The organism is Myxococcus sp. AM011 (assembly GCF_013372595.1).
GTDB lineage: Bacteria > Myxococcota > Myxococcia > Myxococcales > Myxococcaceae > Myxococcus > Myxococcus eversor.
The window spans coordinates 1-14,628 of sequence record NZ_JABXEM010000084.1 but is presented as its reverse complement, the minus strand read 5'-3'; the positions used below and the strand labels follow the sequence as shown (position 1 = coordinate 14,628).

Sequence of the window (14,628 nt, the reverse complement as noted above, 5' to 3'; positions counted from 1 at the left end):
AAGAACGCTCACGATTCCAGACCTACCATCGAAACTGCGGTGCAAAAGTGGGGTGCGACCCGCCACTGGGCTGCCTCTTCGATGAGCGTGCTCGCGCGATTTATTGCACGGACAGCCAGTGCTTCACGGATGCGCAGTGTCCCGACGGACAGACCTGTCGACTCCTCGCCACTGCGAGACAAGACCCCGTGGTGCGCTATTGCGTGCCCGTGGGCATCCGCAAGGAAGGCGAGCGATGCGTGGACATCTCCGAGTCCCAGGAAGGCGCCTGTGGGCCCGGGCTGTATTGCTCCCGCGAAGGAAGCTTCTGCGGGCGACCGTGCAGTCTGGATGACGCCAGCACCTGTCCACCCCACTTCTTCTGCGTGGACGACTATCCCGAACCGCTCTGCCTCCCCACCTGTGAGAAGAGCGGCTGCCCCGAAGGACAGCACTGCATCCGCCACGAAGGAGGCGCCTCCGCCTGCGCCAGGGTGTTCGGCCCTCAGTGCCAGCAGACACCCTGCCCTTCGGGCCAGACGTGCGAGTTCATGCACGCATCCCGTCTCCCCGACCGCATCTGGTCCGAGTGCGAGCTGCGCTGTGGCAAGGACTTCCACCCCTGCCCCGACGGCCGCGTTTGTGACGGCTGGGCCTGCGAGCAGCCCTGCGACCCCAAGGGCCCCAACACTTGCGACGAAGGCTACCGCTGCTTCCAGCGTCGCCCCTCCAGCCCCTGGGTCTGCCACCCCGACTGGTGACGCCGTTTCGGCCCAGCGAAGTCCGAGCAGAGTCCACCGCCAAGCAGAACGGCCTCAGCGGTGGCCCTGCTATACATACCGAAAATCGAGAACGGCAATCTGTTTCAATCCACACCCGGCTTGCGAACCGAGCGATGCATCATGCCGAACGACAATGACCGCGCCGTTCGAGCCCTGATCCTCTCTCAGGGGCTCTCGTTGGGAAATCCCGACGGAGAACCCGACGACGGAGGCTGCGGCCCTTCATCGCCCCATTGAAAGTTCAGGAACATCCTGAGAATGGATGTACGGAGCGAGATGATGCATTGGACAACGGACTGGTGCTTGTTCATCTGGTTCATTGGCATCCCATGTTCAGATTTCCGTTCCGAATCTTCGGAGGAATCCGCGACCCAAGATGCTGCCATCCATGCTCCCGACAACATGTCCCTCCGTGTGACTCCTCATCCTGAATCGAACCATTACCGGTGCCTGACGTGCGCGGCCTGCTTCGGCGCCCGGCCACAAACAACTGCACATCTCCGCGTGCATCACCTGCATCGAGAGCTTCGCAGTGTCCTGGCATGCACAGTCACAACACGTGCATCGACCGCTGAAGAATCAGCCTTCAGTAGGATGACCTCGCAGCGCATCCTCCCGGGGGGATACAGCGATGCCATGGTTGACCTTCTGGGTCTGTGCGCTGTCCTGCGCCGTCATGGGCTGCCCGGAGGTGCATCGACGTGATGGCCTCGTGGACCGGGCCGCGCATCAGGATGCGCTGGAGAACATCCCTTCGCGCTGCTCCAGCGTGGAGCGCGAGCGCTACTGTGGCGGAGCGGCCTCGAAAAGCGCGGAGTGCATCCAACGCTGTGGTGAAGTGGAATGAACTGGCGGACACCCCTGGGGGTTGGAGTCGCGCTGCTCCTTCCGCTGCCATTGGTGCTCATCCTCGGCGGCACACTCCAACCCGAGCAACCGGAACACTTTCGAGGGCGCCCCGTCAGCCCCCTCCTCTCCAAAGAGGAACGCGGCCCACTGCGGACCTATCACCGGAACTGCACTCGTAGCGCCGACTGTGAGGCCCCCCTGGGCTGCCTCATGGACGCCCGAGCACATGCTCAGTACTGCGCTGACAGCCAATGCATCACAGATGCGCAATGCGAGGATGGGCAGCACTGTCGCCTCCTCGCGACGGAAGGCCCCGGTCCCATGGTGCGCTACTGCCTGCTTCTCGGCGTGCGCACGGAAGGAGAGCGGTGCATCAAGGTTCCCGCCTCTCGGGAAGAGGCCTGTGCACCAGGACTGATATGTGGGAGCCGAGACGGTTTCTGCGCGCGCACCTGCTCACTGACGGAGCCGGGCAGCTGCGCTCCCAACTTCTTCTGCGCGGACACCCAACCCGAACCGCTCTGCCTCCCCACCTGTGAGAAGAGCGGCTGCCCCGAAGGACAGCACTGCATCCGCCACGAACAGGGCGCCTCCGCCTGCGCCAGGGTGTTCGGCCCCCAATGCCAACAGACACCCTGCCCTTCGGGCCAGACGTGCGAGTTCATGCACGCGTCCCATCTCCCCGACCGCATCTGGTCCGAGTGCGAGCAACGCTGCGGCAAGGACTTCCCCCCCTGCCCTGATGGCCTCGTCTGTGACGGATGGGCCTGCGAGCAACCCTGCGACCCCAAGGGCCCCAACACCTGCGACGAAGCCTACCGCTGCTTCCAGCGTCGCCCCTCCAGTCCCTGGGTCTGTCACCCCGACTGGTGACAGACCCGAGCCCACCTCGACATCACGCGGGCAGCGACTTCAAGAACGACAGCAGCGCGGCATTGACCTCCGCGGGACGCTCCTGCTGAACCCAGTGCCCCGCGCCAGGAATGACGAGAATGTCCTTCAGGTGGGGCACCAGCGGCTTCATCAAGTCCACCGGCGCCAGCGCACGACCCGGGTCCTTCTCTCCCGTGATGAACAGCGCGGGCTGCTCGATTTTCACCGTCGCCAGCTCGGGCAATTCCTCCCAGTCACGGTCCATGTTGCGATAGCGATTCAACCCACCCCGGAACCCGCTGCCCTCGAACTCCTTTACGAAGTACGCGACATCCTCCTCCGTGAGCCAGGCAGGCAACGTCTTGGGCGTCTCGATGCCCGTGAGAAACCCGTCCCCCTGCTTCCTCGCGCGCACCAACTCCGACGTCGTGTCGAAGCCCGCGACGCTGCCCGCCAGCACCGTGCGCATCGTCCGCGAGACATCCGCCTCCAGCTCCGCCTCGGCGACGCCGGGCTGCTGGAAGTACTGGATGTAGAACCACTTCTCCTTGAACACCGCCTTGAAGAGCTGCGTGGGCGACATGGGCGTACGCCCCAGATGCGGAACACTCATGCCGACGACGGCCCGGAAGCGCTCCGGATGAAGCGCGGCACAGGTCCACGCCATCGCCGCACCCCAGTCGTGCCCCACCACCACCGCCGTCTTCTCTCCGAGCGCGTCCAACAGCCCCACGAAGTCCGCCACCAGGCTCTTCATGCTGTACGCCTCGACGGGCCCCGGCTTGTCGCTGCGTCCATAGCCTCGAACGTCCGGCGCCACGACGCGATAGCCCGCGGCGGCGAGCGCCGGGAGCTGATGCCGCCACGAGTACCAGGACTCCGGCCACCCATGGAGCAACAACACGAGAGGCCCCTTCCCCGCCTCCGCGACATGAAGGCGAATCCCGTTCGTCTCGAGCGTGCGATGTGTGAGGTCGACCATGGTAGGGGCTCCATTCCCCTTGCGAACCGAACCGTCCCGCGAGCATGACAGAGGCTCGGGGCCTCGGGCTCCGGTGTCTTTCGAGGAGCACGCATCATGGCCTTGCGCTTCAAGAACCTGGACGGCAGCGGCCCTCAGCCGTTCAGCACCGTCTTCAAATGGGCAGTCGCCGACAAGCTCACCGGCCGCCGCCGCAAGTCTCCCGGCCATGCGCCCGTCCCTCGCGTGGAGCCGGACCTCGCCCTGCTCGCCACGCCTCCCGCCCCCGGCGAGGGCGCGCGCCTCACCTGGCTGGGCCACGCGAGCTGGCTCGTCCAGCTCGACGGCCTGTCCCTCCTCATCGACCCCGTGCTGCGCGACGCCATCAACGTCGTCATCCACCGCAACGTCCCGCCCGGCGTCCCCATCGACAAGCTGCCCCCCATCGCGGCAAGCCTCGTCTCCCACAACCACTACGACCATCTGGACCTGCCCACGCTCAACGACGTGGGCGCGCCCATCGTCACCGGCCTGGGACACGCTCCCGTGTTCAAGGGCGGCAAGCTCGCCGTCACCGAACTGGACTGGTGGCAGTCCACCCGAGTGGGCCCCGTCACCATCCACTACGTCCCCTCGCAGCACTGGAGCCGACGCGGCCTCAACGACGCCAACGAGATGCTCTGGGGCGGCTTCGTCATCGAGGGCTCCAGCGCCCGCGTCTACCACTCCGGTGACACCGCCTGGTTCGATGGCTTCCAGGAGATTGGCCGCCGCTTCCCCAAGCTCGACGCCGCCCTGCTCCCCATTGGCGCTTATGACCCGGAGTGGTTCATGAGCCGCCAGCACATGAACCCCGAGGACGCCGTCCGCGCCTTCGAGGCGCTCGGCGCCCGGGAGTTCCTCGCCATGCACTGGGGGACGTTCAAGCTCACCGACGAGCCGCTCGACGAACCGCCCCGCCGCCTGGACGCCGAGTGGAAGCGCCGGGGCTGGCCGCGAGAGCACGTCCACGTCCTACCGGTGGGTGGAACGCTCACCGTGCGAGGCGGTTGAAACCCACCAGAGCCTGTGTTGAGGGTTGGCCATGCTCCTCGCCACCGCCCTCTCCCTGGCGCTCTCCCAGTCCCCACCGCCGCTCACCACCGCGTCCGAGCAGAGTGGTTGGACTCGAACCGGCCGCTACCCCGAGGTGGAGGCGCTCTGCCGCGCCTTCCCCAAGGCCTACCCCGGCAAGGTGCGCTGCGACACCTTCGGCACCACCCCCGAGGGCCGGCCCATGCTCGCCCTCGTCGCCAGCGCCGATGGCACCCTCACCCCCGCCGCCAACACGAAGAAGAGCCGCCCCGTCGTCTTCTTCCAGGGCGGCATCCACGCCGGCGAAATCGACGGCAAGGACGCCGGCTTCGCGCTCTTGCGAGACATCCTCGCCGGCAAGACGCTGCCGGGAGTCCTCAAGGGCGTCACCGCTGTCTTCGTCCCCGTCTTCAACGTCGACGGCCACGAGCGCTTCGGCCCCAACAACCGCCCCAATCAGGTGGGCCCCGAGGAGATGGGCTGGCGCGTCACCTCGCGGAACCTCAACCTCAACCGCGACTACGTCAAGGCGGAGAGCCCGGAGATGGTGGCCCTGCTGCGCTACCTCCACTCCTGGAACGCGCTCGTCTACGCGGACCTCCACGTCACCGACGGCGCCAAGTTCGAGCCCGACGTCGCCGTCGGCATCGAGCCGCAGAAGTCCGGCCCGGAGAGCCTGCGCACCCTCGGCGTGAAGCTGCGCCAGGAGCTGTTCCAGGAACTGGAGACGCAAGGCCACCAGCCCCTGGAGTTCTACCCCTCGTTCCTCCAGGACGATGACCCGACGTCCGGCTTCGCCTACGGCGTGCCGCCCCCGCGCTTCAGCCACGCCTACGCCGCCGCCCACCACCGGTTCGGCGTGCTCGTGGAGACGCACTCGTGGAAGCCCTATGCCGAGCGCGTGAAGGCCACGCGCGACGTCGTCGCCGGCCTCCTGCGCCTCGTCGCCCGCGATGGCGCTGGGCTGATGAGCGCCGTGAAGGCGGTGGACACGGAGACCCAGTCCGGCAAGGTGCGCGACGTCGTCGTCGCGTGGAAGAACACGTCGGAGAACCACCCCATCACCTTCCGGGGCTACGCCTACGAGCGCGGCGCCTCCGACGTCTCCGGCCAGACGTGGATTCGCTACGACGACTCCAAGCCGCAGGTGTGGAACGTGCCGTACTTCGACAAGGTGGAGCCCGCGCTCACCGTCTCCATCCCCTCGGGGGGTTACCTGGTGCCGCCGTCCCACGCCGCCTGGGTGGCCGAGAAGCTCACCACCCACGGCCTGCGCTTCCAGCGCCTGTCCCGCCCGACGCCCGCCACCGACGTGGAGGTCTTCCGCGCCACCGAGGCGAAGTGGAGCCCCCAGTCCAACGAGGGCCGTCAGACGCTCTCCGTGAAGGGCGCGTGGGAGAAGCAGTCACAGGCCATGGCCGCGGGCGCGCTGTACGTCCCCACCGCGCAGCCGGGCGTGGAGCTGGTGGCCCACCTGCTGGAGCCCACCGCGCCAGACTCGCTGCTGTCCTGGGGCTTCTTCAACGCCCACTTCGAGCAGAAGGAATACGTCGAGGACTACGTGCTGGAGCCCTTCGCGCGGGAGCTGCTCGCGAAGGACGCCACCGTGAAGGCCGAGTGGGACGCGAAGCTCAAGGACGCCGCCTTCGCCAAGGACCCGCGCGCGCGCCTGCGCTTCTTCTACGAGCGCCACCCCGCTCGTGACACCCAGCACCGCGTCTACCCCATCTTCCGCACCGCCACCGCGCCCACGGGCCTCACCGCCGGCCGGTAGCTCCGGGCCTCCTCCCCCGGGCTCACGACGCCCTGAAGCACGAAGGCCCCGGAGGCATGCCGCCACCGGGGCCTTCTTCATGTTCCGACGAAGCACCGGCCCTCAAAAGAGGGCCGGCGATTCACGTCACCGTCAGCCGATGATGCCTTCGCAGGCGCAGGTGCTCGGGTTGCACGCCGTGTTCGACGGGCAGCCGCCGCAGTCCGCCTTGCACGCGCAGGAGCACGAGGCCGCATCCGGCGTGGCCGTGGAGCCGCAGCTCAGCGACGACGTGTCACACGCGCAGGCGCACACGTTCGGGTCGAACTTGTAGCCCGCCGCGCACGTGGCCGTCTGGACGCACGAGCACGCGCACGTCGCCGAGTTGCACGACTCATACGTGCCGCACGTGCCACCACAATCCGAGGCACACGTGTACGCGCACACCGCCGGGTCCGTGTTGCACACCTGGCCCGGAGCGCCCCCACCACCACCGCAGTCCGACGGGCACTCGCACTTGTCCGTCGTCCGGTTGCAGGAGAGCTTGCCGTCGCAGTAGTCCGCTTCCGTCGCGTCGTAGTACGGGTCCGCGCGGCACGGAGGAGGCACGCCGTTGGCGTTCGTCGTCCGGTCGCTCCAGTAGCGGTAGGACACCGCCGCCGCCGTGTTGTCCGCCAGCGGCCGGCAGCCACCGAAGAACGACAGCGTCCGGTTGATGCCATCCACGTCGAAGCCGTTGGTGCGGCTTCGCGGCAGGTCCGACGCCGTGGGGCACGCCACCGCGTCCGCCACCGAGGCCACCGACACCTTCACCGACGCGCCGATGGGCGGCTGCTGCGTGCGGTAGCCCACCGACGCGATGACGCTGTCGATGATGCCGTTGATGGTGGTGGTGATGGAGGTGGAGTTGCGGATGCTGCCCACCACGCCGCCCGTCGCCTGGATGATGTCCAGGTGCTTCGGGTTGCGGGGGTCCTCCTGGTTGTGACACCACGTCGCCGTGTTGCTGGTGGCGAACTCCGGCGGGCAGATGATGCCGTGGACCTGGATGACCTGGTTCAGCGGGTTCTTCGTCGCGGCCGTGGTGCCGGTGCTCCGGAAGTACTGCTCGAAGGTGGCGATGGAGTCCGTCGAGTAGTCGTGCGTGTCCGTGAGGATGACGACCACCACCTTGGCGCCCTCGCGGATGCGCGAGTCCGAGGACGTGCCGTTCGGCACGAGCACGTTGTTGATGGCGGCCCGCACCGCGTCCATGGGCTTCTCGTCGCCATTGCCGCTCAAACCCACCCAGCACGACTGGTTGTTCGTACAGGTGGTGGGCGTCGTCCCCGCGGGGATGGTGAGGTTGTTGCACTGGCCGGTGGCGCAGGTGCTGTTCTGTGTCAGCCACGCGCGGAACTGGTTGACGTTCCGCGTGAAGCCACGCACCAGGTTGCGGTTGACGTGGTTGTTGTTGGTGGAGGTGTAGCTGGTGGTGATCATCGCCAGACGCCAGTCCAGCGTGGAGTTGGCCAGCTTGTTCGCCACGGCCGTGGCCGCGTCCGCCAGCGACTGCTGCGAGCTGGACATGGAGCCGGAGTCGTCCACCACGAAGAGGAAGTCCACCACCGCCTGGCGCGAGGTGAACAGCTCGCACTGCACCGCGTCCGCGTCACCGAACTGCGCGAGCGCCGAACCGCCCGCCGTGTCCGCCAGCGCGAACAGGCTGCCCGCCTCGTTGTAGCGAGTCGTGGGGGTAATCGCGAGCACCACCAGCACGCTGTCGTTGGAGCGGTGGACGTACTGCGCCTGGATGGTGAACGGACCGGTGATGCCCGCCGCGCCCGCCAGCGAGCCGGTGCTGGAGGGCACCAGCGAGCGCACCAGCGTGTTCGTCTGCGCCTTCAGGTCATCACCGCCCGGCAGCGAGTAGCGCGCCGCCAGCGCCGCGTAGCCGTCCCAGGTGGTGAAGGTCTGCGCGTAGTCGCTCGTCGCGGTGGAGAACGCGCTGCCGCGGATGCCCGCCTCGTCGCCCGCGGGCGTGGTGGAGCCGCCCACCTGGGGACGCTTGTACGCAATCAGCGTCACCTGCTTCGTGTCATCCCAGCCGATGACGCCCACCGTGGAGCCCGCCACGGTGATGTTGGTGATGTTGGCGTCCTTGAACGTCGCGGGCAGCGCGAGCCGCACGTCCGCGCCGTTGTCCTCCTTGAAGGTGACAGGCCGCAGGTTGCTCGCGCGGCACGCCTGACCCGCGGGCGTGTTGGGCGCGCCGTCCGCCGGGTTCTTCGGGTCCAGTTCGCCCGTGTCCACCTGGCCGTTCTGGTTCGCGTCCTCCGCGCCGTCCGCGATGCCGTCGCCATCCGAGTCCGCCGTCGTGGGGCTGGTGGTGGTGCTCGGGTCCGTGTCCCCCGAGTAGCCACAGTCCTTGCGCGGCGCCGCGGCCGTCGTCACGCCGCGCTCCACGCCGTCGCGAAGGCCGTCGCCGTCCGTGTCCGGGTTGGCGGGGTCCGTGTCGTTCCCGTCCACCTTGCCGTTGCCGTTGGCGTCCTCACCCAGGAAGCCCCCCCGGCCCGGGCCGTCCTGCAGGCCGTCACAGTCGGTGTCCGTCAGGCGCGGGTCGGTCTCGTTCGCGTCCACCTTGCCGTTCTTGTTCTCGTCCTCGATGCCGTCGTTCAGGCCGTCGCCGTCCGTGTCCGCGGCGTTCGGGTTGGTGCCCGTGGCGGTCTCCACCGCGTCGGGGATGCCGTCGAAGTCCGCGTCGGGGATGGAGGCGGCGCAGTCAGCCACCTTCGGGTCCGTCTCGCCGGTGTCCCGCACGCCGTTGCGGTTGCGGTCCTCCTCGCCGTCGCTGCACGAGTCGCCGTCCGTGTCCGGGTTGAGCGGGTTGGTGCCCATGGTCCGCTCCAGCCCATCCGACAGGCCGTCGCCGTCCGTGTCGCGCTTGCGCGGGTCCGTCTCGCCGGGGCTCACCGTGCCGCTGTGGTTGGCGTCCTCGACGCCGTCCGCCAGCCCGTCACCATCCGAGTCGATGGCGTTGGGGTCCGTCTCACCCACCTCCCGGGCGCCATTGCGGTTGGTGTCCTCCAGGCCGTCGGGGATGCCGTCGCCATCCGTGTCCGCCTTCACCGGCGAAGTCACGGAGGAAGGGTCCATGTCCGCGCGGAAGGAGCAGTTGGGGTCCACGCTGGAGGTGCGACCCACTTCCACACCGTCGCGAATGCCGTCGCCGTCGGTGTCACGCTTGCCCGGGTCCGTCTTCAACCCACCCGCATAGACGTTGGCGAACTCTTCCGCGTCCGTGAGGCCGTCGCAGTCGGAGTCCTTGGTCGGGTTCTTGCTGTCGTTCACATCCGTCGGCACCGTCCCCGGGTCGGGGTCCGGGTCAGGTTCGACGCCCGCGTCCTCCGGTGGTGGGGGGCCGCTGTCCGGGACGTGCGTCCCCGCGTCGTCGTCGTTGTTTCCAGTGGGTTTGGGGTCTGGGTCGGAACCACCGCATCCGGCCAGCAACGAAGCTGACACGAGCACGCAGGCAATGAGCCGGGCGAAGGGCATGCGCATCATTCGACTCCATGGCCCTGACTCCGGGGGGGTTGGGATGAGTCAGGGGGAAATCGAAGTCTATGAAGACCTGGGCTTTTTGGTCAGGGACTATTCCCCCGCGTACGAGTTCTTCGTCGCTCTTCGTATGCTCGCTGTCCAACCTCATGGGCGGATTGCGCCATGACTGTTGGCGAACAGAGTTCGCGGGGTGGGAAGCGTCGGCTATCGTCTCTTTCGTGCCTGTCTTCGGTCTCGCGGCATTGTGGAATAGAGGGGCTTCACCAGAACGCGCCGCGGCGGTGGTGGAGGGGCTTGGCGAGATGCTGCCCTCCGCTCAATCGATGCAGCTCGTGGTCGCCGTGCAGGCCGAGCAGGCCGGTATCGAGCTCAAGGTGGAGGCCCCTGGCTATCCGCGTGCCGCGGTGGAGCGGCTCGCCGACGAGGTGAAGCGCAGTGGTGGCACCTTCGTGGAGTTGTGGCGCCTGCCCAAGCTGGAGCGCGATGCGCTTCGCAACAGCACCTTCGCGGGAGGACGCGCCTATGGTGGCGACGAGCGCACCGCCGCCGCGCGCGCGCTTGAGCAGCACGTGAGCGCGCTGGCCACGCGGCCCGAGCTCCCCGTGCCCGCCGCGCCTCCTTCGGCCCCGGCGACACCGCCTGTCGCCGCCGTGCCCCTGGCGGAGGATGATCCCCGCCGCGTGCCGCCCACGCCTCCGGGCAGTCCCCAGCGTCGGGGGCGCCGCTTCGCGGTGCGGCTGGAGCTGGAGTTCCGCACCGAGCTGGACTTCGTGCGGGAGCACGCGCTGAACATCTCCAACGGGGGGCTCTTCGTGCGCACCGCGCACCGGCCTCCGACCGACAGCGTCGTCACCGTGGACGTGAGGCTGCCCAACGGAGAGCATCTCCAAGGGGAGGCCGTGGTGGTGCACGTGGTGGATGACCCCTACAGCGGTGGCGTGGGGCTCGCGTTCCTCAGTGACGACGCTACGTTCTCCCGGACGCTCGACCACTACCTGGCGAGCCTGGTGGGTGGGGCGAACTGAGTCATGGACGTCGCCGTGGAGACCTGGCCGAGGGACTGTGGCCGTTTCGAGTTGCTGTCCCGCCTGGGGCGCGGCGGCATGGCGGAGGTGTTCCTCGCGCGCGTGAAGGAGGGCCCGAGGGCCGGGGAGCACGTGGCCCTCAAGCGCGTGCGGCCCGAGCGCTCGCACGACGACGAGGCGCATGAGCAGCTCCTGCATGAAGCGGAGCTGGCCCGGTGCCTGCGTCATCCGCACATCGTCGGCTTCGTGGAGTACGGCGAGCTGGCCGACGGGGGCTACCTCGCGTTGGAGCTGGTGGAGGGGCCTGATTTGGGACGGGTGCTGGCGCAATGCCGGCGGCGGCGCATCGAGCTGCCCATCGACATCTCCGTGCTCATCGTCCGGCAGGTGCTGGAGGGCCTGGCGCATGCGCACAAGGCCACGAGCACCACGGGCCGCCCGCTGGGCGTCGTGCACTGTGACGTGTCGCCGCACAACGTGCTGCTGTCGCGCACTGGTGAGGTGAAGCTGGCGGACTTCGGCGTGGCGCGCTCGCGGGCGGGGATTGCGCTGGATGCGCGGCGCCTGGGCAAGCAGCACTACCGCTCGCCGGAGCTGCTGGCGGGCGAGGTGTCCGTGGCGGTGGACCTGTGGGCCACCGCGGTGCTGCTGTACGAGCTGCTGTCGCTGGAGTCCCCCTTCCCTTCCGGTCCTGGCGAGGAGGTGGAGTCCGCCATCCGTCATGGCCGGGTGAAGCCGGTGCGGATGCAGGTCCCCGAGGTGTCGGACGCGCTCGCGCTGGTGCTGGACCGCGCGCTGGCGCCTCACCCCTCGCAGCGCTTCGGCTCGGCGGAGCAGTTCGCGCGAGCCCTCGCGGCGCTCTCGGATGACCGCGTGGCCACCCCACTGGCCGTGGCCGCCGTGGTGCGCGGGTTGATGGGCACGGGAGTGTGAGGCTCGGACCTCACGCGAGCTGCTGAACCGCGACGTAGGGCAGGCCCAGGTCTCCCTCCACCACCAGCCGGCTGCGGCCACCGCCCTGCTTCACCACGCGCACCTGCACGCCGATGCGCTCCGCCAGCCCTGAGACGTGGGAGATGATGCCCACCTGGCGCCCCGTGGCCTGGAGCGCGTCCAGCGTGGCCAGCGCCACCTCCAGCGTCTCCGGGTCCAACGTCCCGAAGCCCTCGTCGATGAAGAGCGTCTCCACCTGCGTGGTCTCCGAGGACAGCGAGGCCAGCCCCAACGCGAGCGCCAGGGACACCAGGAAGCTCTCGCCTCCGGACAGGCTGGCCACGCCCCGCACCTCGTCGCCCATGTCCCCGTCCACCACCTGGAGGTCCAGGTCATGCCCGGGCACTCGCATCAGCCGGTAGCGCCGCGCCAGCTCTTGCAAGTGCGCGTTGGCGTGCAGCAACAGCGCGTCCAGCGTGAGGCTCTGGGCGAAGACCTTGAAGCGCTTTCCATCGTGCGAGCCGATGAGTTCACCCAGTGCCTTCCACACCTCGCCCGCGCGCCTGCGCTCGGCGATGGCCTGCGCCTCGGTGCCGTGACGGGCTCGGGCCGAGTCGTCCGCTTCCAGTCGCGCACGCAGCATCGCCTCCGCTCGCCTCCGGACCTCCACGTCTCCGCGCAGGCGCTCCCGGGCGGCGGTTGCTTCCTCCTCTGAGAGGCGCGGCGGTCCGCTCGCCTCGTGGCCCGTGCGCCGCTCGCGACGCTCGTCGTGCACCGCGCGCGCCTGGGCCTGGGCCTCGCGCAGCACGGCCAGCGCCCGCGCCTCCGCCTCGCACCACGCGGCATCATTCGCCAGCAACGCCTTCACCGCGTCCAGGGAGACACCCTGGGCCACCAGCCGTTGCTCCAGTTCCTTGTGCGCCAGCTCCAGGGCCTCTTGCGCCCGAGCGAGGTCGCGCGCCGCGTCCTCCGCGCGGGCCAGGGCCACGCCTTCCGCCTGCCGAGCCGCTTCGGCCGACGCTCGCGCCTTTTCGTAGGCCGCCAGCGCCGTGTCCAGCTTCGCTCGCAGCTCCGCGCGGACCTCCTCCGTGGGCCGACCCTCCAGCAGCGCGGCGCGAGCCCCAGCCGCCTCATCCCGGGCCTGCTCCTTGAGCACGGCTTGCGCGGCGTCCTCCTCGGCGCGACGGGCACTCACCTCCAGCAAGCCCTGGGCGCGTGCGCGGTGTCGCTGCTCTTCGTCCTCGCGTGCCTTCGCCTTCTGGACGATGTCCTCGCGCTCCTTCCACATGGAGACGCGCTTGCCGCACTTCTGCCGGAAGTCCGCGGGAGCGGCCTCCAGCTTGGCCTCCCATCCCGCGTCCGCGGCGAAGATGGGAGACACGTCCGCGAGGACCTGCCGCACCGTCGCGTCCGCCGCCTCCATCCGAGCCAGGGCCTCCTTCAGCGCACTTTCCGCGCGCGTGAAGGACTCCTCCGCGCGCCGGAGCGCTTCGGTGGCCACCTCTCGTCGGGTGCGCTGTGCCTCCAGCGCCGCACGCGCCTCGCGCGCCATCCGAGCCAGCCCCTCGGCGGCCTCCTCTTCGGACTTCAACGCGGACAGCTTCGCCTGGACGTCAGCGACCATCGCCTCCAGCCAGGTGCCCGCCTCCGGTGCCGAGCCCGCTTCGGGCACTGTGTCGCGTGCACCGGCACTTCGCGGGCTCGCCCCTTCGCCACTCCGCGGGCTCACCCCTTCGCCACTCGGTGACGCGGCATCCCGCGCGCCCACGGCGCCCACCCGAGCAGTCCCATCATCAGGGGACGCCGAACCATGCTCTCCGGAGGCTCGCGCCCGTCGCCACTGCTCGCGCCCTCGCGCCCATGCGTCGCGGTGCTCCATGCAACGAGCCGCCGCGCCCTCGCGCCGAGACTCCGCCTGCGTGACTCGCGCTCTCGCCGCCGCCTGCCTCGCGCTCGCGTCCACTTCTTCTCGCGAGCACTCGTTCCGCTCGGACTCCAGCGTCTCCACCCGCGCGGTGGACTCCGCCACCAGCCCCGCCAGGGCGGGCACCTCGTGCCGATACGGATGCTCCGTGGCACCACACAGCGGACACGCCTCGCCCTCGCGCAGCAGCGCCCGCTGCGCCGCGTGGCCCTGCGTCGCCTGCGCCACGGACAGCGCACGACGCGCCTCCTTCAAGGCCGCTTCACGCTCCACCCGCCGCATCCCCGCGTCTCGCACCGCTCCTGACGCGGACTCCGATTCCTCCTGGGCCGCCGCCGCCTCGCGCGCGGCATCTCGCGCCTCCGCCTCGCCCGCACACAGCCCCTGCCGGGCCGACTCCAGCGCGCGCAGCGTCTCCTGCCTCGCGAGCAGCGACTCCCGTTGCACCCGCCGCTCCACACCCGTCCCCTCGCCCAGCGAAGTCTCCGCATGCGCCGCCGCCGCCTGCGCACGCGCCTCGGCCTCCGCCACCGAGTCCCGCTCCTGACGCCTCAGGCGCTCCGCGTCCCGCAGCAGGTCCACGTCCCCGCGCAGCTTCTCCACGGTCGCCCGCGCTGTCCGTCCCTCGCCCAGCGCCGCCTCGTAGCGCTCCAGCTCGCGCTGCCAGCGCGGCCACTCCCTCGCCAGCGCCTCCCAGTGGGCCTTCTCGGACAACCAGACCCGAGCCCCCTCACCCGCCACCCGCGCGGCCTCCTCGCGGACCACGACCTCCTCCAACGCCGCCCGGGCCTTCGCCGCCTCTGCCTCCGACACCCGCGCCCGGCCCCGCGCCTCCTCCGCCTCGCGCGCGGCCGTCGCACTCCGCGCGTCCAGCTCCGCCGCCGCTTCCAACGCAGGCGCCGCCACCTCCAGCGCCGACCGCGCCTCCCCTCGAC

9 protein-coding genes are annotated in these 14,628 nt (G+C 69.5%); 6 read left to right on the top strand and 3 right to left on the bottom strand.

All coding sequences use genetic code 11. The features are described from left to right. The first annotated feature begins 188 nt into the window (after positions 1 to 188). Both HUW62_RS48815 and HUW62_RS19030 read left to right on the top strand, forming a co-directional pair. Positions 189 to 740 (top strand): hypothetical protein, encoded by a 552-nt coding sequence (locus HUW62_RS48815; RefSeq protein ID WP_255203508.1) that lies wholly within the window; start codon positions 189 to 191, stop codon positions 738 to 740. 652 nt (positions 741 to 1,392) lie between these two features. Next, positions 1,393 to 1,608, top strand: coding sequence for a hypothetical protein (locus HUW62_RS19030; RefSeq protein ID WP_176435216.1), 216 nt, complete (start codon positions 1,393 to 1,395; stop codon positions 1,606 to 1,608). An 897-nt stretch (positions 1,609 to 2,505) separates the two neighbouring features. On the opposite strand, the gene HUW62_RS19025 is transcribed toward HUW62_RS19030, so the two are convergent. Further along, complete coding sequence (locus tag HUW62_RS19025) at positions 2,506 to 3,465, bottom strand: alpha/beta fold hydrolase (RefSeq protein WP_176435215.1); 960 nt, start codon at positions 3,463 to 3,465, stop codon at positions 2,506 to 2,508. 96 nt (positions 3,466 to 3,561) lie between these two features. On the opposite strand from HUW62_RS19025, the gene HUW62_RS19020 reads away from it, so the two are divergent. Together HUW62_RS19020 and HUW62_RS19015 are read left to right on the top strand one after the other, a co-directional pair. Then, positions 3,562 to 4,497 (top strand): MBL fold metallo-hydrolase, encoded by a 936-nt coding sequence (locus HUW62_RS19020; protein ID WP_163869465.1) that lies wholly within the window; start codon positions 3,562 to 3,564, stop codon positions 4,495 to 4,497. A gap of 31 nt (positions 4,498 to 4,528) precedes the next feature. Further along, on the top strand, positions 4,529 to 6,292 hold the full coding sequence (locus HUW62_RS19015; protein WP_176435214.1) for a M14 family zinc carboxypeptidase: 1,764 nt from the start codon (positions 4,529 to 4,531) through the stop codon (positions 6,290 to 6,292). Between the two features lie 132 nt (positions 6,293 to 6,424). Here the strand turns inward: HUW62_RS19015 and cglD are convergent, their stop codons facing one another. Beyond that, positions 6,425 to 9,811 (bottom strand): adventurous gliding motility lipoprotein CglD, encoded by a 3,387-nt coding sequence (gene cglD, locus HUW62_RS19010; RefSeq protein WP_163869531.1) that lies wholly within the window; start codon positions 9,809 to 9,811, stop codon positions 6,425 to 6,427. Between the two features lie 218 nt (positions 9,812 to 10,029). Here cglD and HUW62_RS19005 point away from each other — a divergent pair, with 218 nt between their 5' ends. Together HUW62_RS19005 and HUW62_RS19000 are read left to right on the top strand one after the other, a co-directional pair. Beyond that, a complete protein-coding gene (locus tag HUW62_RS19005) occupies positions 10,030 to 10,836 on the top strand; it encodes a TIGR02266 family protein (RefSeq protein ID WP_163869467.1) in 807 nt (268 codons plus the stop codon). A 3-nt stretch (positions 10,837 to 10,839) separates the two neighbouring features. Then, positions 10,840 to 11,769, top strand: coding sequence for a serine/threonine-protein kinase (locus HUW62_RS19000; RefSeq protein ID WP_163869468.1), 930 nt, complete (start codon positions 10,840 to 10,842; stop codon positions 11,767 to 11,769). 10 nt (positions 11,770 to 11,779) lie between these two features. Here the strand turns inward: HUW62_RS19000 and HUW62_RS18995 are convergent. Next, positions 11,780 to 14,628 (bottom strand): SbcC/MukB-like Walker B domain-containing protein (locus HUW62_RS18995; protein ID WP_176435213.1); only part of this gene is annotated, 2,849 nt, incomplete at its 5' end.

Bases quoted from the DNA above. Each gene is read 5' to 3' on its own strand.
- HUW62_RS19030 (WP_176435216.1), top strand. From the start codon at position 1,393: ATGCCATGGTTGACCTTCTGGGTCTGTGCGCTGTCCTGCGCCGTCATG.
- HUW62_RS19025 (WP_176435215.1), bottom strand. From the start codon at position 3,465: ATGGTCGACCTCACACATCGCACGCTCGAGACGAACGGGATTCGCCTT.
- HUW62_RS19020 (WP_163869465.1), top strand. From the start codon at position 3,562: ATGGCCTTGCGCTTCAAGAACCTGGACGGCAGCGGCCCTCAGCCGTTC.
- HUW62_RS19015 (WP_176435214.1), top strand. From the start codon at position 4,529: ATGCTCCTCGCCACCGCCCTCTCCCTGGCGCTCTCCCAGTCCCCACCG.
- cglD (WP_163869531.1), bottom strand. From the start codon at position 9,811: ATGCGCATGCCCTTCGCCCGGCTCATTGCCTGCGTGCTCGTGTCAGCT.
- HUW62_RS19000 (WP_163869468.1), top strand. From the start codon at position 10,840: ATGGACGTCGCCGTGGAGACCTGGCCGAGGGACTGTGGCCGTTTCGAG.